Consider the following 21,951-nt stretch of genomic DNA (forward strand, 5'->3'; position numbering starts at 1 on the left):
AATAGCGGAATCCCCTCCGCCTACTCGCACTCTAAATGGGGGGGTGGGTGAGTGCTCAGCCGGTCTCGGGGGGGGGGATGGACCGTGGGCGGAGGGGCCCAAAAGCGAATATAGACTATCGCCACCAGTGTGTCTACATGTAGCGCGAAAAAGTTTCTCGGTGCAGGTGGGAGGGGGCTATGGGAAGATAGCCGGCATGACCATCCAGGCCCGGGCGCTGACGTATAAGCGTGAGAAGGAGCAGTCGGCCGCGATCCGGCTGTTGCACGCGGACAACGCCCCGGTGCTGCTGGCGGTAGTGGCGGAGCACTTCCCACGCGGCGCAGAGGCGAGGCCGGCGGAGCAGCTCTACCAGCTCATGGCGGACGACTTTGCAGTGCTGCGCGGCACCTTCGAGCTCCCGAAAACACCGCAAGCGTACTGCAACGACTGGGTCAAAGCCGGGTGGCTCGTGCGCAAGTCCGGCACCAAAGAGACGGGCGAGACGCTCGAGCCTAGCGAGCAGGCGCTCACCGCCCTGCACATGATGGACAGGGTCAGTGCGCCGAGATCGGCGGTGACGGCGAGCCGGGTGGCGTCGATAAGCAATGCCCTGCAAGCGCTCGCGCGGGACACGGACCCGGACATCGATTCGCGCCTGAAGCACCTCGAGGCCGAACGCACCCGCATCGAGGCGGAGATTGAGCAGGTTGAGCGCGGTGAGTTCGAGCTGCCCTCCCCTGCGACCGTGCGCGAACGGGTGGGCGACATCTTGGGCCAGGCGAGCGCGATCCCGGGCGACTTCGCCCGCGTGCGCCACGAGCTGGAAACGCTGAATTCGCAGCTGCGCCGCCAGCTGCTGGACCCGGAGGGCTCGCGAGGCGACGTGCTGGACGAGATCTTCGCCGGCGTGGACCTGATCGGCGAATCCGACGCAGGCAGAAGCTTCAACGCGTTCTACTCGCTGGTGGTGGACCCGGAGCGCGGCGCGTGGCTGGACACGTGGATCGGGCAGGTGCTCGAGCGCGCGGACAACGCGGCGATGACGGCAGAAGAGCGCGCGCAGTTCCGCACCCTGTTCCGCGACATGGAGGACGCCGGTTACGAGGTCAACCGCATGATGACGCGCCTGGCCCGCAACCTGCGCAACTACGTGGCCAGCGAGCAGTTCGCCGAGGACCGCCGCATGATCGAGCTGTTGCGCGACACCCGCAAGCTCGCCGCCGACGCCGCGGAGCGCGAGGAGCTTTCGGCCACGCACAAGATGGACACGCCCTTGCAGCGCATCGGCATGCAGATCGGCTCGGTGGCGCAGATCAAGCTCGCGGACCCCGGCGCGGAGGTCATCACCACCGAGGTGGAGGCGTTCGAGCCCGGTGAGGGCGACGCGGAGGCGCTCTACCAGGCGGTACGCGAAAGCGAGATCGACTTGGAGGAGCTGATTGCGGCTGTTGGGGAGACGGTTGGGCGGGCCGGAGGGGCGTCGATAGGCAAGGTGCTCGAGCGCCACCCCGCCACCCAGGGCCTGGGGTCGGTGGTGGGCCTTGTGTACCTGGCCCTCAAGCACGGGGTGCGGCAAGACGGCAGCGAAGAGGTGCGCTTCGAGGAAGACGATGGGGGCATTCGCTTAGCGACGGTCCCGCGGTGGCACTTCGACGCAGCAGCAGTAAAGGAGATGCAATGACGGAACCGCTGTGGACGGGCGACACAGGCACCCTGTCCGAGGAAACCCGGCGCGCCCTGGTGGACCTGCTCAAAGGCCCGCTTATCACCGCGGACCGGAAGAAGGAGACGTGGCACGCCATCACCACGGACACGGAGACGCTGCGCTCGCGGCTGCACGACGTGTTTTTGGAGCTGGTGGTGGACGAGGACGCCGGCATCGCGTTCACGCGCCACGTTCGCCCGGACAACGAGGACGTGCAGGTGCCGCCGGTGCTACGCACCGAGGCGTTGACGCACCTGCAAACCGCGATCCTGCTGCAGCTGCGCCACGAGCTGGGCATGTCCACGCCGGGTGAGCGCGTTGTGGTGGGCGAAGACGAGCTGTACGGCGCCATCAGTTACGTCCGCGCGGTGGACAACCGAGACGAGTCCGGGTTTAAGAAGCGGTTCACCGCGGCGGTGAACACCATCCGCAAGTACAGCCTGCTCACCGACACGGAGACCGAGGGGCGCTGGGAGGTCTCCCCTGTGCTGCGCCACATCTTCGACGCGGACACAGCCCACGCGCTGCGCGAGGAGTACCTGCGCCTGGCCGAGGAAGGGGAAAAACAGTGACAGCACAATTCCGTCTTGCGCGCGTGCAGCTGGTCAACTGGGGCACGTTCGACGGCTACTACGACATCCCGGTCGGTGAGCGCGGGTTCTTAATCACCGGCGCGTCCGGCTCGGGCAAATCCACACTTATCGACGCCTTTTCCGCCGTGCTCGTCCCTCCCGGCAAGCTGCGCTTCAACGCCGCGGCCCAGCAGGAAACGGGCCGCGACAAGGGGCGCAGCCGCGTGTCCTACATCCGTGGCGCGTGGCGCCGCAGCGAAGACCCGGCCACGGGTGAGATCCGCAGTCAGTACCTGCGCTCAGGCGCGACCGCCAGCATTGTCGCGTTGACCTACCGCACCGGGAAAGAGGTGCTCACGCTCGCGGCGATCTACCGCCTCAACGCGGGCCAGCAGCAGGAAGCGCAGGTGAAAACGCTCTACGGCATCTTCCCTAGCGAGGTGGACGTGGACGGGTTCGTGCCGTTGCTGCAGAACTCCCTGGACAAACGCAAGATGGAAGCGGAATACAAGACTGCCGGTGTCACCTTCACGGACCAGTACTCCGTGTTTGCCAACCGCTTCCGCTCCAAGCTGGGTATCGGCAGCGAGGAAGCGCAGATGCTGCTGCACCGCACGCAGTCCGCGAAGTCCCTGTCCAGCATGGACGAGCTGTTCCGCAACTACATGCTGGACGTACCGGGCACCTTCCAGGTCGCGGAAGATGCCGTGGCCACGCACGAGGACTTGCGCCAAGCGTACGAGCGGCTCGAAGACGTGCACCAGCAGATTGAGACGCTCGCTCCCCTGCCGGGGCTGAACACCAAGCTCAAGGATGCGCAGGCGACGCAGGAGAACACTGCCGCGCTCTCCGCGGCCCTGCCGCACGTGCGGCGCGCGATTGAGGCGAAGCAGCTGAGCGAGCGTATCGACGTCAGCTCCGCCCAACTCGCCGCCCTCGAAGTGCAGACGCAATCCCTCTCTGCGAGGAAGGAAGTGCAGCAGGAGGCGGTGCAGCGCGCGGCGGTGCAGCGGGAGCAGGTGGCCGGTCAGAGCCTGGGTGAGATCGAGCGCAACATCGCCCGTGAGGAGCACGAGCTTGTTGCGCGGGGCGCGAAGCTGCGCGAACTGGCGGCTCTGGTGCAGTTGGACGGTGCGCTGGACACCGAGCGCTTCGCGGAGCTGAAGGCCCAGGCCTCGGCGGAGCTGGCGGCCGCGCCGGAGCAGGAGGAGCGCCTGCGCGAACAGTGGTTCAAGGCCCGAAGCGAACACGAGAGGTGTGCTGGCGCGGAGGCGGCGGTGGAGGCGGAGTTGGCGTCGTTAGGCAACCGCTCCTCCAACATTGACCAGCGCTACGTGGAGGTGCGCGCGCAGCTGTGCGCGGATACCGGGCTGACGGTGCGCGAGCTGCCGTACGTGGGCGAGCTTATCGACGTGCTGCCCGAACACGCCGAATGGGAACCCGTGATCCAGCGCCTGCTCGGCGGGTTTGCCGCGACCCTTTTGGTGCCGGCGGAGCGTGAGCGCGAGGTGAGCGGTTGGGTCAACGGGCGGCACCTGGGGATGCGGCTGGAGTACCGCACCGTGCCCGAGGGCGTGGAAGTCCCGCGCGGGCCGAGGAACCCGCAGAGCCTGTTTCACAAGGTGCGCGTGGTGGAGCACCCGATGCGCCCGTGGCTGATGCGCATGCTGGCCACCACCTTCGACTACGCCCTGGTGCGCACCGTGGACGAGCTGGAGCGGCAAGACCAGCGTGCGGCCACCATCGACGGCTTGGAGCGCAACCCGGCCGATAGGACCGGCTCCGCCAGGTACGTGAAGAACGACCGGCTGCGCCTGGGCGAGCGGCGCAACTACCGCCTCGGCTCCTCCAACCACGCAAAGGTGGAAGCACTCCGCGCGGAGCTTGCGAAGGCGAAACGCGCGACGACGGCGGCGGGCAACCGTCTGGCGGAGGCACAGCGCAAGCAGGAGGCGCTGGCCAGCGACGTTGCTAAGGCTCGGGATATTGCCGGCATGGAGTGGGCCAGCGTGGACACCGCGAGCGTCGAGGAGCAGTTGGCGGGGCTGCGCGCTGAGCTTGAGCGGCTCACCTCCTCCCCCGAAGCCAAGGAGCTTGAGCGGGCGTGGCGTGAGGCCTCCGACACGCTGAAGGCAACCGAGCAGGAGTTGCGCGGCGTGCGCGACGAGCTCGCCGTGGCCAAGCGGGCGCTGCAGGACGACCAGGCGCGGCTGAAGCGGATCGAATCGGAGCACGTGGAGGTGGACCCGGCGCTGGCGGCAGAATTGGAGGCGATGCTGGCGGCCACCACGCGCCGCCTGACCCCGGAGAATTTGAGCGACAGCGCCTTCAAGGTCACCGCGCAGCTGGACGCGCAGGCGAAGCTGGCGGCGAAGACGATCACGGAGTCCAGCAACGCTATCGTGAACATCCTGTCCAACTACAAGTCCCAGTGGTCGGCGGAGTCCGCGGAGCTGCAGGCCACGGCCGATTTCGCCGGCGAGGCCATCGCGCGGTTGGAGATGCTGCGCTCGGACCGCCTGCCGGAGTTCCGCGGCCGCTTCCTGGACCTGCTCAACGGCCAGTCCGTGATGCACCTGAACACGATTTACAAGGAGCTGCAGCGGGCGAAGGGCGACATTGAGACCAACTTGGGCCCCATCAACGCGTCGCTACGTCGCTCCCCCTACACCGAGGGGCGTTACCTGCAGATTGAGGTCCGCGACAACCGCGACCGCGTCGTGCGCGATTTCCTGCAGGACCTGCGCGAGGCGACCGCCGGCAGCTTGAGCGAGGCGGACGAGAAGACCGCCATCGAGCGCTACCACCGCCTGGCCAAGATCATGGACCGCCTCGGCTCCTCCGAGCGCGCGGACCGCAGCTGGCGCAGCGTCGTGCTGGACACCCGCCGCCATGTGAAGTTCGTGGGCAACGAGGTGGACGCCGAGGGCACCGTGCACAACACGCACGTGGATTCCGCGTCCTTGTCCGGCGGCCAGGCGCAGAAGCTCGTGTTCTTCTGCCTCGCCGCGGCGCTGCGCTACCGCCTTGCGGGCGTGGACGCGGACGTGCCCCGCTACGCCACCGTGGTGCTGGACGAGGCCTTCGACCGCGCCGACCCCGTGTTCACCCGCACCGCGATGGACGTGTTTGAAAGCTTCGGCTTCCACATGGTGCTGGCCACGCCGATGAAGCTGATCAAGACCCTCTCCCCCTACGTCGACGGCGCCATCGTGGTCCACTACACCGAGGATCCCGTCGCGCGTTCCACCTTCGAGCTCATTGATACCCATGCGCCTGCCTGACCAGTTGCCCGTCAAGTTCAACATGGAGCTTTTGCTTCTCGACGAACCTTCGGCCGTCTCCGTTCCCCTACATCCCCCAACACGCGCGCAGGTGCTTGCCGACGAAGCCGCCGCCCGCGCATTCGTCCGCGCCTGGCAGGCCTGGGAGCCTGCCGAGGAGGTGGAGTGGGCAACCCGGTCCTGGGCGGGACTGGGCAAACAGGACGTGCCCGTGCGCGTGACGTTGTCCGGGTGGGACCGTATCGCGGAGGTGGCCGGCCGCGCCGGGGAGGTTGCGCTGGCCCGTGAGCGGTTTTCGGTGTTGGTTGGGTTGTTCCCGGACTGGCCTGAGTTCCGGGAGCGGGCGGCACACTCGTGGTCGTCGTGGCTGGTGTTGTCGGAAGACGACTTCACCCGCCTGTGCCTCGCTCTGCGATGGTTTCACGTGAAACCTTCGTCGGGCCTGCGCGCCCGCGCCGTGCCGATCGAGGGCCTGGACACCAAGTGGATCGCCGCCCACCGGGGCCTGCTGCAGCGCCTGCTCGGGGTGTCTGATCTGGGTCTTGCCGAGGGCGACCGGCTGATGCGCGTGCGGTTCTTGGATCGGTTGCTTTCACCTGCGCCGGGGTTGGTGGACGTGGGCGTGCCGTTCGGGTCGCTGGAGTTGCCGGACGGTTTGCTTGTGATCGTGGCGGAGAACAAGGAGACGTTCCTGGCGCTGCCCCAAGCCCCCGATGGCTCAGGTGCGGTGCTGGTGTGGGGCTCCGGGTACACCGCCGGCGCGCTTCCAGAGCTGCCGTGGGTGCGCGGGGCGCGCCGGGTCCTGTACTGGGGTGACGCGGATGCGGACGGTTACGCGATTCTGAACGCGCTGCGGTCGCGTTTGGCTGCCGACGGCGCTTCCGTCCCCGTCGTCAGCGTGGCCATGGACGTGGAGACGGTGAAGCGCTTCCTGCACCTCGCCGTGGCCGACCCCGGCGACACGACCCGGGTGCTCCCCCACCTCACCGACGACGAAGAACGCGCCCGCCGGTTCCTGGTCGCCTCCGGTGCGAAGCGCCTGGAGCAGGAGCGCGTGTCGTTGGAGTGGGCGCTGGCGATGCCGGAGTTTGCAGCGGTGTGGGGGCCTTGTGCTTCCACTGCAGGGTAGTACTATGTGTGGTACTACTAGTTCCCATGGGGGACGATATCCAAAAGATCCTGGACGCGATGCAGCGTTCCGGCAAGAACATTCGTTACGCCGATCTTCGTAAGGTGTGCGACCACTTCTTTGAGAAGCGGCCCAACAGCGGCGGAGATCACGACACATACAAGACACCCTGGGTTGGCGATCCGCGCGTCAATATCCAGAACCGCCGCGGAAAGGCGAAGCCGTATCAGGTCAAACAGGTGCTGGCTGCGGTGAAGAAGCTAGAAGAGCAGGAGTAGACGATGACTGAACGCTTGTCGGATAAGTACACCTACCAAACCTTCTGGTCTGAGGAGGACGGTGAGTACGTGTCCACCGTTGCCGAGTTCCCGTCCTTGAGCTGGCTCGATGAGGACGCTCAGCGGTCGAGTGCGGGTCTCCGAGCGCTTGTCGCCGAGGTGATCGCAGACATGCAGCAAACCGGGGAACCTATCCCCCAGCCGTTCGGTCAGCGCGACTTTTCCGGACGGTTCAATGTGCGAGTCAGCAGTTCCCTCCACCGCCGTCTTGCAATGGACGCCGCGCGGGAGGGCGTGTCCTTGAACGCGTGGGTGACGCAGAAGCTCGCGAGCGCGTAGACGGTTTCCAAGCTGCTACCCTCGCTTACATAACCGCGACCCCGACAGGCTTCTTTCCCGCTGGTCAGATAGGCCTCCACGTCGCACGATTTGTCGTGCACGGAGGCTGCCATGGCGGGTTTGCGCCTGAACGCTCGGGAGTTCATGCGGGTCGCAGACGACCCCGATTCGCTGGTGGAAACAATGCTGCAGCAGTACATGAGCGACTACCAGACCGCCGTCGGGGAGTCGGAGCAACGCTCGTGGCGCAACAGCTTGCCGGCGCTCGCGGAGGATCTGGCAGCGGCTGGTCTAGACGCGGTAGATGTCCTGCTGGAGTACGCGCTTCCACTCACGTCGCAGCGTGCCGACGTCATCCTGGCCGGCACACACCCGGAGACCGGCAACCCGTCCTTCGTTGTCGTGGAGTTGAAGCAGTGGACCGCGGCGGAACCCTTTGAGGATGATGAGGCGCTAGTCTCCGTAACCGGTTTTCCAGAACCGGTGCTCCACCCGGCGCGGCAGGTGGACGGTTACCGGCGTTACCTCACCAACTACCTAGTCAATCTGCACGATCATGAGGACTGGGTTGACGCGGTGGCATACCTGCACGGGGCCGATAGCGACCGCGGGGTGGCTGGGATTCTCAGAGGTGGGGATGTGCCGGTGTTTACCGGAGGGCGTCGAGAAGCATTGCGCTCCTACTTGAAGGAACGACTAAGTGGAGGGGGCAGCGCGGAGGTGCTGCTGAAATCGGCTGTGCGACCGTCGACGAAGCTCATGCAGGTCGCGGCAGACGAGGTACGCGACCGCGAGCAGTTCATCCTTCTGGGCGACCAGCAGCTGGCGGTGGACATGATTCGACACGAAGTGCACCGGGCGGGCGCCACGAAGCGGGTCATTGTGGTGTCCGGCGGCCCGGGCAGCGGCAAGTCTGCAATCGCGCTATCCGCGCTGGGTGAGCTGGCCAGAGAAGGTAAAGCGGTGCTGCATGCGACCGGATCGAGGTCGTTCACGCAGACCATGCGCAAGGTCGCGGGACACCGGAGCAGGGACACGCAGAGCCTGTTCAAGTACTTCAATTCCTTCACCAAAGCGCTGCCGGACGAGATCGACGTGCTGATCGCGGACGAGGCGCACCGCATCCGGCAGACCTCGAACAACCGCTTCACCAGGGCCGCGGACCGCAGTGACCGCCTGCAGATCGACGAGCTCATCTCCGCCGCCCGCGTACCCGTCTTCCTGCTCGACGACCACCAGGTGGTGCGCAAAGGCGAGCTTGGCTCCGTCCGTGAGATCGAGGCGTTCGCCCGTGCGCAAGGCCTCGAGGTCGTGCGCATCGAACTGGACGAACAGTTCCGGTGCGGCGGGTCCGCCGCCTATGTGGAGTGGGTGGAGCAGATACTCGAGCTTAACGACGGCGTTCCGTTTGAAGCCGCACTCCCAGACGGCGACCCGTTCGTGGTGGAGGTCGTCGATTCGCCGTGGGAGCTCGAACGCCGCCTGCGTGAGCGGAACGACAATGGCTACACAGCCCGCATCTCCGCCGGCTACTGCTGGCAATGGTCCGATGCTCAACGGGACGGGTTGGTCGACGACGTGGTGATCGGCGACTGGGCTCGGCCGTGGAACAACAAGGAAGACCGTCGCGTCGGTACCGCTCCCCCGTCGGCGCTGTGGGCGACGCAAGACGGCGGCTTCGACCAGGTCGGCTGCGTGTACACCGCCCAGGGCTTCGAATTTGATTGGGCGGGCGTAATCATTGGCCCCGATCTGGTGTGGCGAGACGGGCGCTTCGAAACTGTCCGTTCCGCAAACAAGGACCCGCATTTTCGCAACCCAAAGACGGTGCCGGACGAAGATTTCGATTTACTGGTGCGCCACGTGTACAAAGTGCTGCTAACGCGCGGGATGATCGGTACCATTTTATATTCCCCGGACGCGCAGACCAGAGAGGCTTTGCGCGCCCTGTTGAACTGATTCCCCTTCGGGCCCAACGGACTTCCCGCCGGACATGTCCTCACCCCGCGTAACGCAGATGAGGCATGCCCCGTGGACGCTTTTCCCAAGCCGTTTATCCAACGAGTCCGGTACGACGACCAGTTCGCAGTCAGCTTAGAGACGGCCTACGGTGAGCGCGCCGAAGACGAGCGCGCAGACTGGATCACCCACCAGCTGAACTACCCCACCGTCTACGTAGTGCGCAGCCGCCGCGAATACGAGCATGGTTTCCGGTACAAGGTCTACGTCGGTGAAACCAACGACATCAAGAAGCGCACCCGCCAGCACCTCTATCAGGACCCGAAGACGCGTGAAGATTGGCGCGAGTTCCTCGGCGCTTCCGACGTGGAGATGTACGTGATCGGGCACCCGTACTTCAACAAGTCCCTCACTCTCGACGTGGAAAACCGGTTCCTGCACTACTTGGAGTCGTGCAAGTCAGTGGAACGCCGCAACAACCGGCGCACGAACGAACAGCGGGACTACTTCACCTTTGAGCATTTGGACCGGCTTTTCGACGAGGTGTGGCAGGAGCTGCACCGAGTCGAACCCGATCTTTTCGAGTCGAAGGAGGCGATCACCTCCTCGGCGATTTTCAAGGCGTCCCCGTTCCAGAAGCTGAACGAGGAGCAGCTCAACGCGCAGAACCAGATCTTCGAAGCGGTCAACAACGCGCTTGAGGGCGGTGTCGGCGACGATCCGCTGGACCACAAGCTAATCCTGGTTTCTGGCGAGGCCGGATCCGGGAAAACCGTGCTGATCAGCAGCATCTTCAACGGCATCATGATGGGTGTGGAGGACGAGGACGAACGCTTCCGCGCCCTTGCTGCCGGCCTCGATCTGGACGGCACAGGCATCGACGGCTACTTGGTCTCCGGACACAAGAATGACGGTGGACAACTGGCTGTATACAAGGAGATCATCAAGAAGGCGGGCATCCCCGACTCCCGCAAACGCGGCGACCGCGAGCGGGTGTACAGCCCCACGCAGTTCATCAACCGCTTCTCCCCCGACGATCCAGCGGACGTCGTGCTCATCGATGAAGCCCACCTTCTGCTTACGCAGAAAGCTCTGGGATACTTCCATGACCAACCCCAGATCGAAGCGATCTTGGACCGCTCGAAGGTAGTCGTTGCGGTGTACGACCCGAAGCAGACGCTGGAGACGCCGCAGCACTGGGAGACCCCGGTCGAGGACTATTTCGCCGACCGTATGGCCCAGCCACCGATCCGCCTGACCAACCAGATGCGACTGAATGCGGACACACAGACTATCGACTGGATCCGCGCGTTTGTCGACGACGGAGTGATCCTGCCGGTCCACACGGACTCAAAGGGGTATGACCTGCGTATTTTTGATAATCCACGTGCTCTGGATGAAGCGATCCGGGAGAAGGACTCCGCGGTGGAGAACAACCTTTCCCGCCTTATCGCTACCTACGACTGGCCGTACAGCGCGGCGAAGAAGAACGAGCACGACGCCGACGGTTGGTGGTACGTCAATGTGGACCACGAGACCGGCAACCTGCGCCGCCCGTGGAACCTGCAACTGCGTGAGGAACGCAAGGAACGGCGCATTGCCTACCGAAAGGCGTGGTCCGAAACCCCGACTACAATCGGCGAGATCGGCTCTACCTACACCATCCAGGGCTTCGACCTGAACTACGCGGGAGTGATCCTCGGGCCTTCCGTGAAGTACCGGGACGGGCGAGTTGTGTTCGATCCGTCTGAATCCGCCCACAAGAAAGCGGTGCAAAACCGCGTGCTCGCAGATGGTTCACGCGAAGCCTTCGGGGAGACACTGCTACAGAACGAGCTCAACGTGCTGATGACCCGTGGCACCAAGGGCATGTTCATCTACGCGGTGGATGAGCAGCTGCGGGAGGCACTGTTAAAGGCGCAGGCGGAGTAGGCGGATAGAAAATCACCGGGATTTGTATCGCTTGCGTTGGCGGCGAGCAGCGCTCCAGCCGGTTCGACGCGCGTAGGAATCCGGAGCGCTAGGACGCATCATGAGCGTGAGGCCGTCGAAGTCAGTGGGTACCCAGTCGTATCTGTGTGTTCGGAACTCCATCCCCTGCTCATTGTTGCTGGAATAGACGAGCAATGCGCGGCCATCCTTGACTAGTTCGGTCGTTCGTTGCCAGAGCAGCTCGCGGATTCTCGCGGTCGGATTGCCAACGAAGGTGCCAGGTGCGATTTCCATTAGCCATTTTGTGAGGTCTCCACGCAAACCAGCTGGGCATGCGGTGACGACGAGGACCATCATGGTGCGCTCTCGTGTTCAGACCAGTTCACACCGGCTGCGATGACTTCAAGTTCGCTCCACAGGTAGAGTTCGGCATCCGAGATCGTGTCATCGTCAGTGACGTTCATGACGTACTTGAGGTCATTGACCATTCTCGGCATGAGCCGTTTGTCTACCACCGCGTCGCGCACAAGCCGCCTCACAGTGATGCCAGGTTTCATCGCACCGGAGGCGACAGCATCAAATGCTGCGGGGATTGCGATTTCCGCCTTGTAGAGATCTGCGATGTCATAAACAAACGCCCGATCGGTTCCGTTATGCACAACTCCAAGCGCGGGCACAAAACCCAGGCCAACGATTACCGCATGCGCAATGCCGTACAAGGCTGAGTTTGCAGAGGTCAATGCTTGGTTGATTGGATCTGAAGAGTCGTAATCGTTTGGATCGTATGCACGCCGGTTCCACGCGATGCCAACGCGTTCCGCTTCGCGGGCGTAGATCTTCTTCATTCGTGCGCCTTCACGTCCACGCAGCTTTGCCATGGAAAGCCCAGTGAGGTCCTCCCCTGGGAAACGCAGGCCGTACATCCGCTTAGCACAAGCGAGTCGCTTTCGATGGTTGGTAACTATCTCTGCTTGGAGTTCCGCCAATCGAGACGACTTTGCTGGTGGTCTGCCACTTGCGTAGTAGCGAACGCCCCGCTCCCCTACCCACACAGTTGAGACGCCGGCGTCTCCGAGAAGTGCCATTGCCGCATAGGTAATCCTGGTTCCGGGGCCGAGCAGTAATACAGCGAGCTGCGTCGCAGCGACATGGGCAACACCGCGTTGGTCTTTAATCGTGAGGGCATTGCCGTCACGGTTCACAATGGCGCGCTCGACGTACAGGAATGAGATCCGACTGCCCATCTGCGACAAGGCCTGTCTCGCGATGGGCACCTCTTGCGGAGTCAGGGACACTATTTCACCGGTGCCAGGGTAAGCAGGCCACAACCGTAGGCTCGCCCGCGACCTATTCCTTGCGTAAGCGTGGTCCGTAAGCGCTCGGGATCGGTTACTTCAAGCGTGCCAACGAAACGTGCCTTGGATATACGAACCGGTGGAACCTTACGGGCTTTCTTATCGCGGCGAAATACGTCGGTCCAGCGTTCAAGCACTTGTGGTTGATCTGCGACGCTCCACCGGGCCCGTTCTTCGTCGGTGACGTTGTCGTCGATACGCGGAGCCAAAGAGAAGCCGGCACGCTCGGACTGCTTGTACAGCCAGTTGAGCTGATTGCGTGTAGAGACATGCGGCTTCACTTTTCCGCGCCTTCCCTCGCGAGGTTCGGAGTACGTAGGGTTGGCGACGAGCTCGAAACGCCAACGTTGGCCCCGGGTCAAAGCGGAAAGAAAACGCTCATAGTCGGCAGACTGGGCAGGTCGTGTGTCCCAGCCGGCCTGCTCGACAATGTGCACCCCTGTCGGCTTCTCCGGGCCGACGATGTAAAGCACGTGCTCATGAGGGCGTTTGTCTACTCGCCAAAGCACTCGCGCTTCCGTCTGGGAGATGTCGGGCGGAAAAGCCGAACGGACTGCAGCGTGCATCGCCTGGGGATCGGTCAAGAGTTTTACGCCCTGCCTGCGCGCGGGGTTGAGAGAAATACGAGTCAACGTTGTCATGCGCGTACCACCGCCTCAAAGAACTCATCGGTGCCGTGAGAGACGTCGACACCCTTCGGGTTTTCAAGCACAACATCGCGGCAGCGAACAACATCACGCCACCCGTAGCGCCTGTGCCTTGGGTCAAAGGAAAGTGGGACGTCCTGTCGCGGAATTGCACCAGGTTCAGCACCGTTCGCGTCGCGGTACAGTGCGAGAGACACCTCTTTCGGTGCCTGCTGCTTATGAATATCGGTGGCGTACCAGGTTGTGTGATTCCGGAGCGCGGCTTCTGCGTCGGAGTCCTCGATACCGATGACCAACCCCGGATGCACAGGACAAGAGCGGCGTCCCATAAACAACGGATACGCAGGCTTACGGAGCGCCTCAGCCATGCTTTCCAGCAGTGCGCGGTCTTCGTGCTCTAGAGCGGCTACAAACGCTGCGTCCGAGAGGAAGTAGCGGGTGACCAGCTGTGCTGCGTCTTGCGGGCGCGTCTGCCAGGGCTGTGCAGTCTGGTAGTCGCGCAGCAAGCTGCCGGATTGATCAACGCGGATCGCCAGGCGCAGCTTGGCAAGGTCCTCGATGTCATCGGTGCGACGACGTCCTTGAGCAGCCGCGATCAGTCCGACGATCCCCGACTTCGTTGGGGTGGTCGCCGTCGCTCGCGTCTTGTACCTGCTTTCATCGCCCCAGGACTGCATCGGTCCTTTGAGGAGGAGAAGTAAGGAGTGCGTCATTACTGGTCACCTACGACGCGATCGAGAACTTCGTTGATGTTCTTCGTCAGGTCTTGCAGCGTGGCCTTCTCTGCGATTTCGGTGAACGAGTCGGCCGTCTCCCCGATTCCCATGACGTACGCCGCGAGCGGCTTGAATCCGTAAACGGACTCCACATCACGTGCTTCCTGGGCGAGACGGTCCGCTGCTACCTTGCGACGAGATGCATCCTGGCCTGCCTCAACCGGAACCTCGAATGCGTTGACTAGGGAGACAGGTCGGGTGTCGCGGACGGCCACGTACACGAGTTCCGGAAGGGTTTGGTTGGCGAAAGTATTGATCTTGCCAGTTGGCATGGAGCTCACGAATGCTTCAATGAAGTGCTCGACGGCGAGACGAGCAGCCTCGACAGAGGCCAGATTGTCCTTGAGTCCGTCGAAGTTGATCGTGGCGTAGCGGTACATTGTCGACGACATCATCTGGACCGTGCCGATCATGCCCGCGCCAGTTTCTTCGCCTTCCTCGGCAAGATCGTCCACCGCAGTGAAGTAGTCGAAGTCCGGGGTCGAACCGTGGATACCGATGGCGTGCGCGACCTGAACAGAGGCATCCACGTTGTAAGCAGCATCATCGGCGACCATACGGCCGAACATTGCCATATCCACCGAATGATCAGTGTCGAGGATTGCCTTCGCCTCGGCCTTGGATGGCTTTTCACCGTCCCGTGCGAGCAGTTCTTCTACTGCACGATCGATCTGCTGCTGGCTGAGGAACAACAGGTAGCCAGTGCGTGGGTACGGGCTGGGCTTGTCTTCCGAATCGTCGTTCTTCTTCGGCTTTTCTACGGCGGTCTTGATGCCGGCAGCTTTGAACAGATCCTCTACGCGCTTGATTGCTTCGTCCTGCTCGACACCTGCGTCGATGAGGCGCAGTGCGATCTTTTCGGGGAGGCGCTTGGAGCGATCGCCAATCTGTGCAGCATCAAAGTTGTCTTCAAAGTAGCGGCGGATGGCGCGCTTCCAGGATTGCGACGACACGCGCTGACGTGGGACACCGCCGAAGACTGCGGACTTCGGTGCACCGGTGTCATCCCGGTTGATCAGGGACGGCGGAACGGTCTGCAGAGCGTGGATATCAATAACGATGGACATGATGAACCTTTCTTTGAGCGTGTCTAGGAGGTGGCGAAGGGGGAAGTGATGTCTGGTTCGGCTTCAGTAGCGCGCTGTGCCTTGGGGCGAAGCGTTCCGACTGCGTAGTCCCTACCCCAGCGGAGCAGGACACCGTCGCGACGCGATGGATACTGAAGCGACCGCAGGTCTCGGGCGAAACTGCCGTAGTCGAATGCAAGCTCCTTGCTTCGCAGAAGCGTTACAAGCGACCGCAAGTGCAGTACACGTGATGCTTCATCGCGCGCGGACTGCATTGCATCAAACCGAGGTTTGATCGAGTTGGATTCGCTCAATGTCTGGAGGCGGCCACATGCGCGTGCAAATGAGCGTTCAGGTGTGTGTACTGGCTGCGTTGCGCTTTGCATGTGCTGCGCGAACAAAGTGAGCGCGTTGTAGGCAGCGAGTTCCGATGGGGACGGAGCACCGCCGCGACCGAGCTCGTCGTCGCTCAGGGGAGGCTCGAGAAGCATCAGTACCTTTTGCAGTGCCAACGGATCAGCGCTGAGACTGCGGGCCGCGCTTTGGCGGAGTTCCGCGAGAACACGCCGGGCGTCTGCACCAGCTGCGGTCTCCGCATGGTCCAGATAGTTGCGCTGTAGGTATGAAACGGTGTTCCCAATACTGATGTGAAGTGTGGGCTTTGTCATGCTGATTCTCCTTGTGCCACGGGGGTCTGAGTGTTTTGGTCCCGTTTGGTCGGCTTGTCTCGTTTGATCAGAGGCAGGTCCTTGCTCAGGCGGTAACGCAACTGCCGGTACAGAGAACCAGCGTTGACAATCCGCCCAGAGTCGTCGTCTTGCGCATCGATGACTCGTCCAACCAGCGCCCGCTGCCCTGCACCACGAATGGCCTCGTCCGCAATGTGGAGTACCTGCTTCTCAATTTCGACCTGCCATGCAGTCGCTTCCGTACCCATCTGCGACAGATCCAGGTTTCGCAGCCAGGACAGGAACTCCGGCTCGAGGACGGTGTACAGGCGGTCTGCCTCGTCGGCGTCGAAAACGTACTCTCCACCTGCTGCGACCTTGAGCTGACCTGCAAACCACCCAAGTGAGATAGCGGCGTCCTTCGTTGCTTCGGCAGCGTCGCGCACGTACTGGCGGTGGGCTGTGGACAGCGAGTCGTCCTGCAACAGTTGCAGCGGGAGCCCCACGTTTGCGCTGACGATTGTGCCCACGGTTGAGCTCTGTGGTCCGTATTCCATGGAAACAATGTGGAGGTCAGCGACTTCTTCAGTCCCCTGGTCGTCCGCGATATTGGAGAGGTTCACCAGGTTCGAGGGCCGTTTGGGGGCGAGATTCTTCTCGCCGAAACCGGGATCAGAACCTGTAGCGATCAGCGCGTCCAGGGAGCGCCACATGGTGCGCATCGTGTCGTATGGTCGCGGATAGTAAGCCTCAACCCCCTTCTTCGATTGGTTGGGGCTGTACCGGTAAGGGGTCATCGGATCGCCGAACACATTCTTGCCCGCGTCCGGTATCTGATCGCCGTTGCTCACCAGTACATTCACAACCGAATCACCTTCGGTGAACAGGCGGATTCGTCGCGATTGCCACGTCGCAAGGTCCGCAGCCCCACGTGGGGACGGCGCGTCAGGCTTTGCAATCTTTCCAGCGCGGTCGTTGCGTTGGCTTGGGGTATCCGGTTGCCGTTCCCACACGGGGTGGTCGTCGGCGTTGCCGAGATAGATAGCTTCCGGAGTCGAGTTCAACAGCAGCGTTTCCAGCAACGTGGTGCCACGAATGACAGTGCCACCCGTCATGCCGGACCAGCCGGTCCCGATTGGGTAGCCTCGACCCCCCTTCACTCGAGGATCTCCCTCCGCGCCGGATTTGATGCCCGAGTAGTCGTACGCCTGGGCGTGGACGAGCCACCGCGCGGCTTCCGCAAACGAGAGTTTCGATCGCCCCTCATGGGTGCGCATGGTGAAGTAGTCATGCTCGGCATCGGGGACAATGCGAGAGACGTCCGCCTTCGTCCCCTTCTTCGTGTGAAGGCCTGCCACCTGCATAAAAGGCGTTTCCTCATGCAGCAGGTCAAAGCGCGACTCGTACTGTGTTAGGTATTCCAAGACGGTCTCGTCGCGCCCTTGGTCAAGCAGGGCTTGTCGCGTATCGACGAACCAATCCTCCCACCGGAAATCCCGACGCCCAGCCTTGGTGCTGAGCTGCTTTGTTACGGACTGGTGGTGGGCTCGCCAGAAGATCGCGAGTAGCAGGCGAAGAACGGCGTAGTCCTGGGTCGGTGAATCCCCAAGGACCGCGACGGCTGTTGCACTGCCGTCGAAGATTTCCCGGATGCTCAACGTTGCGGGGCCATCGTTGGTTGTACAAATGATCCACGGTTCATCCAGCAAGTCAAACGATGGCGAGGTTTGTGGATGTTGGCTCATTTCTTCAACCTCCTTCGCTTTCTTCGTGTTGGTGTGTGGTGTGGTTTGGTTTTCATTTAACTTCGTCCTCCGACATGGGGCTGCCGGTATCGAACATGATCTCTAATCCGAGTTCGGGTGAGTATCTGACTCTGAATCTGCCCAAGACAGCCTCGCCGTTTGTGTCTAGTGAGAGAGCGAGTTGGCCTTTCAGCAGGTAGTGGTTGTTCCAATCCATGGGGGTGGAACGCTCGAGTGCATCGACAACGGCTTCAAAATCAGCATCGAATCGTGTCATCCTGAGTGGCAGACGAACCGTGCTTGACGCGAGTTGGAATGCCTGGTTGTAGTTCAGTGGCGTTTCGCTGATGATCTGTTCTGCTCGGCCAAATGGGGTGTAGAAATCGCCTGCCCGTTGTATCGGAATGACTTCCACCGTCGGCTCAGCGTCGCGGACCTGAGCAGCGCCTTTTTCCTCATCGCCAAGTTGAATCGTTGCCTTGGTGAGATCACCGAAAACGTCGTACAGCCTATTCGTATCAAGTGGCGAATCAATCCGGAAAGACTTCGAACGCTGATGGGCACGATCGATGCGCTGTTCGCTCTGCGACGACGCTTCCGCCCACACTTCCTCCCACCCTTCAGGGACCTCGTGATCGTCGCTGTATGTCGATTGAACGAGTGTGGCGACGTCATCAGGTCGCTTAAATTCGGTCGGTAGCTGCAGAAGGGTCTTCAGCAGAATGAGCGGGTCATACACCGCGTTTGCTCCCGAGTTGATTACCGGTGCTGGCTCCAGGCTTTCGATCGCTCGGATGAAGACCTGTGGTTTACGCAGTTGTTCCGGACGATCCGATTCCGGGCGTCCGTGCCGGTGGAGACGCCCGACGCGTTGGATGATCAGGTCCATCGGGGCGAGATCGGTGACAAGGACATCGGCGTCGATGTCCAGACTCTGCTCCGCAACCTGTGTTGCAACAACAATCTTTCGCCAGGGCCGGCCTTTACCACGATGGCTGCCCGGCCCAAGTTCCTGGCGCATCCGGTCTTCCTTCTCCGAGCGCTGCCACGCCATAAAGCCTGCGTGGTGGAGTTCAACCTCGCCGGGGTAAGCCGCGTTAAGTGCGCCATATGCCTCTTGGGCGCGGGCGATGGTGTTGCAGATGATGAGGGCAACGCCGCCGCTGACAAGCAAAGGCTCGAGAAGTTCTTCCAGGGCGGTGATGGTGTCGTCGATAATTGCGATGCGCGCTTCGAGGTTCGTCGGGCTCTGCTCAGGCGTGACATAACGCAGGGAGTTTTCGCTGGCCACAGTGATAAGCGGGTACGCGTCTGAGTGCTCTTCAACGGGATTACCGGTGTAGGCCTCGATGAGTTTCTCGCGCTCTGTGGAGGGCAACGTTGCCGACATCATGATGACCGTCGCGCCGTAGTGCGCGAGCCACTCCAACGTGGTGGCGAGGTAGTCCGATGTATACGACCCGTAAGAGTGAATCTCATCGAAAATGATGATCTTGCCGGCGAGTGCCGCGTGACGGAGCATCGAATACCGCTGTCGCAGCGCAAGCATAAGCACCTGGTCGACGGTGCCAACCACGATGTTTGAAAGAAGCCCGCGGCGGCGCCCACTCATCCAGGAACTGGCAACGACGTCGCCGTGCGCGGCGGGGTCGGTGGCATCCTCGTTGACATCCCTAAACCGCAGCTCACGATAGGGTTTGGAGAGCTGATTTTTGGAGTGGGCGAGGTAAAACGACGACACTTGGCCCGTGTCGGTCGTGTTGCGGGCCCAGTTCATGGTGCGCTCCAGAAGGCCGTTTGCCGTGGCCATCGTCGGGGCGGCGAAGTAGATCCCCTGGGCACCGTTTGAGGCAGCGATGATCTGCGCGGCTGCCAGTGCGGCCTCCGTCTTGCCCACACCCGTCTCCGCCTCCAGGATGATCAAGGTCGGCTCGGTGCATGTTTTTGCCACATCGGCCATGGCCTGTTGGATCGGCCTTGCCTGGAATGTCGACGGCCAGTCGAATGAGTCTCGGAACAGGGCGTGGGTGTCGTCGTTAAGCTGAGCGGGGATCCATGGCACGGTGAGGTCGATGGCGCGCATGCCGTGTTCCACTCGTTGAGTTTGGGTACCGGAGACAACCATCGGGAACGCATCGGGGTTCGACGCGATCCAATCCGCCATCACAGTCAGCCCGGTGAGGATCTGTGCTTCCGCCGCGAAGAGGTTGCGCCGCGACCTCAGGGACTCCAGCACATCGTGAACGCCGACGGTTTCTGTCATTGCGTCGATGAGTTCGTTGTGAACCGCACGCCACTCTGCCGGATACTCGGAAAGCACGGTGTCAATGGCATCGCGTTCTGGGCCTGAAGGCACCCCGTGGTGAGCATCTACTGTCGACGACACCCAGTTAGCCTGACGGCGCGAAAACCCCTTCTCCTCCAACCATCTCCGGAGAATTAATCCCGAACTGATGCTATGCGGCATAGAGTTTCTGCCCGCTTCAAGTTTGCTCATGGTGATGGGGAGTCCGGCATCGGCCACGTTCGAAAGAAGGTGCCTGAACTCCGGTTTCAGGTCGAGCTGGCCCTGGAAGGTGAGGGTCGCCTTACCTAAGTCGTGATTTCCAGCGAGCCATATGTAAAGGAGTCGAACTTCCTCAACGGACAGGCTCAGGTTCTGTGCAAGATTTTCTTTTAGGGAGTCCGAAACCCAGGTGTCGTAAACCGCAGCAGCGGCGCAGGCGGAGTCGATTAGATGCTGGGCCAAGCTGAGATGACCGGTTTCATCGCCAGATTTCGCCCACAGCGACCGGGCTTGTGGGCTTAACTTTTGAACGAAAGAGTCGATGGTGGCTGGAGTCTGGTCTTGGCAGCCAGGTTGGTTCGTCGAATGTGGCATGAGAACTCCGCTCGAATTGCTGTTGAAAATAAGAGTAGCAGAAAAGAACTCCCCTTACCTCCTCCATACTAGTTTTAGTCGAACAGTCTCAGGGATTTGGCGGGTGCGGTATGATCTCCGCACTGACCCTGCAAAGCAGGGATGAGCCGTAGTAAGGAGGCGGCTTTACAGTTCCCCGCAGACGCGGGGTATCTTCAGAATCGCGCGACGGAGTTGTCTCCAAATGCCTTTCGGCCTATGCAACATCGCTGGTCGCCAAGTGTCTGCCCCGCACACGCGGGGATGAGCCCAACGCCAAGCGAGTGCTTGGCCTAAAGACAACGTCTGCCCCGCACACGCGGGGATGAGCCCCGGACCGCGTGAAACTCATGAACAAGCACTTCGTCTGCCCCGCACACGCGGGGATGAGCCCGGGATCTCCGTCTCTAGAAAGACCTCACCGCTGTCTGCCCCGCACACGCGGGGATGAGCCCCGTCCATCTAGTGGCGCGAAGGAATGGCAACCGTCTGCCCCGCACACGCGGGGATGAGCCCCATCTAACCACCGTGGGGGTGGGTTGCTAATGGTCTGCCCCGCACACGCGGGGATGAGCCCGGCCCTCCCGCCACCTCTCCACGATGTGCCCAGTCTGCCCCGCACACGCGGGGATGAGCCCCGTTCCGAGGTTCAGTTCGCGGACTACGTGCGGTCTGCCCCGCACACGCGGGGATGAGCCCAACGTGCATGATTACCTCCGTGTCTTCAGTTGGTCTGCCCCGCACACGCGGGGATGAGCCCAAAATGCAGTCCGCGTTCAACAAAAAGCAGGTGTCTGCCCCGCACACGCGGGGATGAGCCCGGCACCGCCACGCGCTGCACCTTTTGCCGGTTGTCTGCCCCGCACACGCGGGGATGAGCCCGAACTCCGGGTCGTTCGTGAGGCGGTAGAGCCGTCTGCCCCGCACACGCGGGGATGAGCCCTCGCACAAGGAATCGACCGTTGAGACCTTGGTGTCTGCCCCGCACACGCGGGGATGAGCCGGACCTTGCAGCCATCAAGAAGCGCAACAAGGAGTCTGCCCCGCACACGCGGGGATGAGCCCTGCTCCGCCACGCGCTCCACCGTGATAGCAAAGTCTGCCCCGCACACGCGGGGATGAGCCCCCCTGCCCGGTACTTTCATGGGCTTGTGGGCGGTCTGCCCCGCACACGCGGGGATGAGCCCGCCTTCCTGGATGTGGCATGGGTGTTGCTGCCGTCTGCCCCGCACACGCGGGGATGAGCCCCACGCCCAACGACTCGCACGAATCATCCAAGGGTCTGCCCCGCACACGCGGGGATGAGCCCAACGCCAAGCGAGTGCTTGGCCTAAAGACAACGTCTGCCCCGCACACGCGGGGATGAGCCCCGGACCGCGTGAAACTCATGAACAAGCACTTCGTCTGCCCCGCACACGCGGGGATGAGCCCCACGCCCAACGACTCGCACGAATCATCCAAGGGTCTGCCCCGCACACGCGGGGATGAGCCCTCTTCGCCCAGATTCGGGCGTTGCCGGACGCGGTCTGCCCCGCACACGCGGGGATGAGCCCACGCCAGTAATAGATGCCACCGGGCCACCTTCGTCTGCCCCGCACACGCGGGGATGAGCCC

General features: G+C 62.4%; 16 protein-coding genes and 1 CRISPR repeat array. Of the genes, 8 read left to right on the forward strand and 8 right to left on the reverse strand.

The features are described from left to right. Positions 1–196: 196 nt before the first annotated feature. The 8 genes from HMPREF3151_RS10005 (at position 197) to HMPREF3151_RS10040 (ending at position 11,180) form a co-directional block, all read left to right on the forward strand. A complete protein-coding gene (locus HMPREF3151_RS10005) occupies positions 197–1,663 on the forward strand; it encodes a DUF3375 domain-containing protein (protein ID WP_070475466.1) in 1,467 nt (488 codons plus the stop codon). Continuing rightward, complete coding sequence (locus tag HMPREF3151_RS10010; protein WP_070475468.1) at positions 1,660–2,259, forward strand: DUF4194 domain-containing protein; 600 nt, start codon at positions 1,660–1,662, stop codon at positions 2,257–2,259. Before HMPREF3151_RS10005 ends, HMPREF3151_RS10010 begins: the two co-directional genes overlap by 4 nt. Further along, a complete protein-coding gene (locus HMPREF3151_RS10015) occupies positions 2,256–5,543 on the forward strand; it encodes an ATP-binding protein (RefSeq protein ID WP_070475470.1) in 3,288 nt (1,095 codons plus the stop codon). Before HMPREF3151_RS10010 ends, HMPREF3151_RS10015 begins: the two co-directional genes overlap by 4 nt. Further along, positions 5,530–6,672, forward strand: a complete 1,143-nt coding sequence (locus HMPREF3151_RS10020) for a DUF3322 domain-containing protein (protein WP_070475472.1) — start codon at positions 5,530–5,532, stop codon at positions 6,670–6,672. The genes HMPREF3151_RS10015 and HMPREF3151_RS10020 overlap by 14 nt, the downstream gene beginning before the upstream one ends. A 26-nt stretch (positions 6,673–6,698) precedes the next feature. After that, positions 6,699–6,950 carry a toxin HicA gene (locus tag HMPREF3151_RS10025; protein ID WP_070475474.1) on the forward strand — a complete coding sequence of 84 codons (252 nt, stop codon included), beginning with the start codon at positions 6,699–6,701 and terminating at the stop codon, positions 6,948–6,950. 3 nt (positions 6,951–6,953) lie between these two features. Further along, positions 6,954–7,289 (forward strand): type II toxin-antitoxin system HicB family antitoxin, encoded by a 336-nt coding sequence (locus HMPREF3151_RS10030; RefSeq protein ID WP_042409414.1) that lies wholly within the window; start codon positions 6,954–6,956, stop codon positions 7,287–7,289. Between the two features lie 111 nt (positions 7,290–7,400). After that, positions 7,401–9,248, forward strand: a complete 1,848-nt coding sequence (locus HMPREF3151_RS10035) for a DUF2075 domain-containing protein (protein ID WP_070475475.1) — start codon at positions 7,401–7,403, stop codon at positions 9,246–9,248. 72 nt (positions 9,249–9,320) lie between these two features. Beyond that, the gene (locus tag HMPREF3151_RS10040; RefSeq protein ID WP_070475477.1) at positions 9,321–11,180 is read left to right on the forward strand and encodes a DNA/RNA helicase domain-containing protein; all 1,860 of its coding nucleotides are present in this window, start codon (positions 9,321–9,323) and stop codon (positions 11,178–11,180) included. 12 nt (positions 11,181–11,192) lie between these two features. Here HMPREF3151_RS10040 and cas2e read toward each other — a convergent pair whose 3' ends face one another. The 8 genes from cas2e to HMPREF3151_RS10070 are packed head-to-tail and all read right to left on the reverse strand — an operon-like array spanning position 11,193 to position 20,319. Next, the gene (cas2e, locus tag HMPREF3151_RS11650; RefSeq protein ID WP_083290299.1) at positions 11,193–11,537 is read right to left on the reverse strand and encodes a type I-E CRISPR-associated endoribonuclease Cas2e; all 345 of its coding nucleotides are present in this window, start codon (positions 11,535–11,537) and stop codon (positions 11,193–11,195) included. Then, the gene (gene cas1e, locus HMPREF3151_RS10045) at positions 11,534–12,424 is read right to left on the reverse strand and encodes a type I-E CRISPR-associated endonuclease Cas1e (RefSeq protein WP_070475498.1); all 891 of its coding nucleotides are present in this window, start codon (positions 12,422–12,424) and stop codon (positions 11,534–11,536) included. The genes cas2e and cas1e overlap by 4 nt, the downstream gene beginning before the upstream one ends. Before the next feature lie 50 nt (positions 12,425–12,474). Then, positions 12,475–13,176, reverse strand: coding sequence for a type I-E CRISPR-associated protein Cas6/Cse3/CasE (gene cas6e / locus HMPREF3151_RS11655; RefSeq protein ID WP_083290300.1), 702 nt, complete (start codon positions 13,174–13,176; stop codon positions 12,475–12,477). Then, positions 13,173–13,895, reverse strand: a complete 723-nt coding sequence (gene cas5e, locus HMPREF3151_RS10050) for a type I-E CRISPR-associated protein Cas5/CasD (RefSeq protein WP_070475479.1) — start codon at positions 13,893–13,895, stop codon at positions 13,173–13,175. The genes cas6e and cas5e overlap by 4 nt, the downstream gene beginning before the upstream one ends. Continuing rightward, positions 13,895–15,025: a type I-E CRISPR-associated protein Cas7/Cse4/CasC gene (gene cas7e, locus HMPREF3151_RS10055; protein ID WP_070475481.1), complete on the reverse strand. Its 1,131-nt coding sequence runs from the start codon at positions 15,023–15,025 to the stop codon at positions 13,895–13,897. Before cas7e ends, cas5e begins: the two co-directional genes overlap by 1 nt. A gap of 23 nt (positions 15,026–15,048) precedes the next feature. Then, complete coding sequence (gene casB, locus HMPREF3151_RS11660; protein ID WP_083290301.1) at positions 15,049–15,693, reverse strand: type I-E CRISPR-associated protein Cse2/CasB; 645 nt, start codon at positions 15,691–15,693, stop codon at positions 15,049–15,051. Continuing rightward, a complete protein-coding gene (casA, locus tag HMPREF3151_RS10065; protein WP_070475485.1) occupies positions 15,690–17,438 on the reverse strand; it encodes a type I-E CRISPR-associated protein Cse1/CasA in 1,749 nt (582 codons plus the stop codon). Before casA ends, casB begins: the two co-directional genes overlap by 4 nt. 52 nt (positions 17,439–17,490) lie before the next feature. Then, complete coding sequence (locus HMPREF3151_RS10070) at positions 17,491–20,319, reverse strand: CRISPR-associated helicase/endonuclease Cas3 (protein ID WP_070475488.1); 2,829 nt, start codon at positions 20,317–20,319, stop codon at positions 17,491–17,493. 261 nt (positions 20,320–20,580) lie between these two features. Next, positions 20,581–21,950: a CRISPR direct-repeat array (repeat unit 28 nt; unit sequence GTCTGCCCCGCACACGCGGGGATGAGCC). Position 21,951 lies beyond the last annotated feature (1 nt).

The sequence above is a fragment of the Corynebacterium sp. HMSC05H05 genome, assembly GCF_001807265.1.
Lineage (GTDB): Bacteria > Actinomycetota > Actinomycetes > Mycobacteriales > Mycobacteriaceae > Corynebacterium.

Excerpts from the sequence above, each read along its gene's own strand:
- HMPREF3151_RS10005 (WP_070475466.1), top strand. The coding sequence starts at position 197 with ATGACCATCCAGGCCCGGGCGCTGACGTATAAGCGTGAGAAGGAGCAG.
- HMPREF3151_RS10010 (WP_070475468.1), top strand. The coding sequence starts at position 1,660 with ATGACGGAACCGCTGTGGACGGGCGACACAGGCACCCTGTCCGAGGAA.
- HMPREF3151_RS10020 (WP_070475472.1), top strand. The coding sequence starts at position 5,530 with ATGCGCCTGCCTGACCAGTTGCCCGTCAAGTTCAACATGGAGCTTTTG.
- HMPREF3151_RS10025 (WP_070475474.1), top strand. The coding sequence starts at position 6,699 with ATGGGGGACGATATCCAAAAGATCCTGGACGCGATGCAGCGTTCCGGC.
- HMPREF3151_RS10030 (WP_042409414.1), top strand. The coding sequence starts at position 6,954 with ATGACTGAACGCTTGTCGGATAAGTACACCTACCAAACCTTCTGGTCT.
- HMPREF3151_RS10035 (WP_070475475.1), top strand. The coding sequence starts at position 7,401 with ATGGCGGGTTTGCGCCTGAACGCTCGGGAGTTCATGCGGGTCGCAGAC.
- cas2e (WP_083290299.1), bottom strand. The coding sequence starts at position 11,537 with ATGATGGTCCTCGTCGTCACCGCATGCCCAGCTGGTTTGCGTGGAGAC.
- cas1e (WP_070475498.1), bottom strand. The coding sequence starts at position 12,424 with ATGGGCAGTCGGATCTCATTCCTGTACGTCGAGCGCGCCATTGTGAAC.
- cas6e (WP_083290300.1), bottom strand. The coding sequence starts at position 13,176 with ATGACAACGTTGACTCGTATTTCTCTCAACCCCGCGCGCAGGCAGGGC.
- cas5e (WP_070475479.1), bottom strand. The coding sequence starts at position 13,895 with ATGACGCACTCCTTACTTCTCCTCCTCAAAGGACCGATGCAGTCCTGG.
- cas7e (WP_070475481.1), bottom strand. The coding sequence starts at position 15,025 with ATGTCCATCGTTATTGATATCCACGCTCTGCAGACCGTTCCGCCGTCC.
- casB (WP_083290301.1), bottom strand. The coding sequence starts at position 15,693 with ATGACAAAGCCCACACTTCACATCAGTATTGGGAACACCGTTTCATAC.
- casA (WP_070475485.1), bottom strand. The coding sequence starts at position 17,438 with ATGAGCCAACATCCACAAACCTCGCCATCGTTTGACTTGCTGGATGAA.
- HMPREF3151_RS10070 (WP_070475488.1), bottom strand. The coding sequence starts at position 20,319 with ATGCCACATTCGACGAACCAACCTGGCTGCCAAGACCAGACTCCAGCC.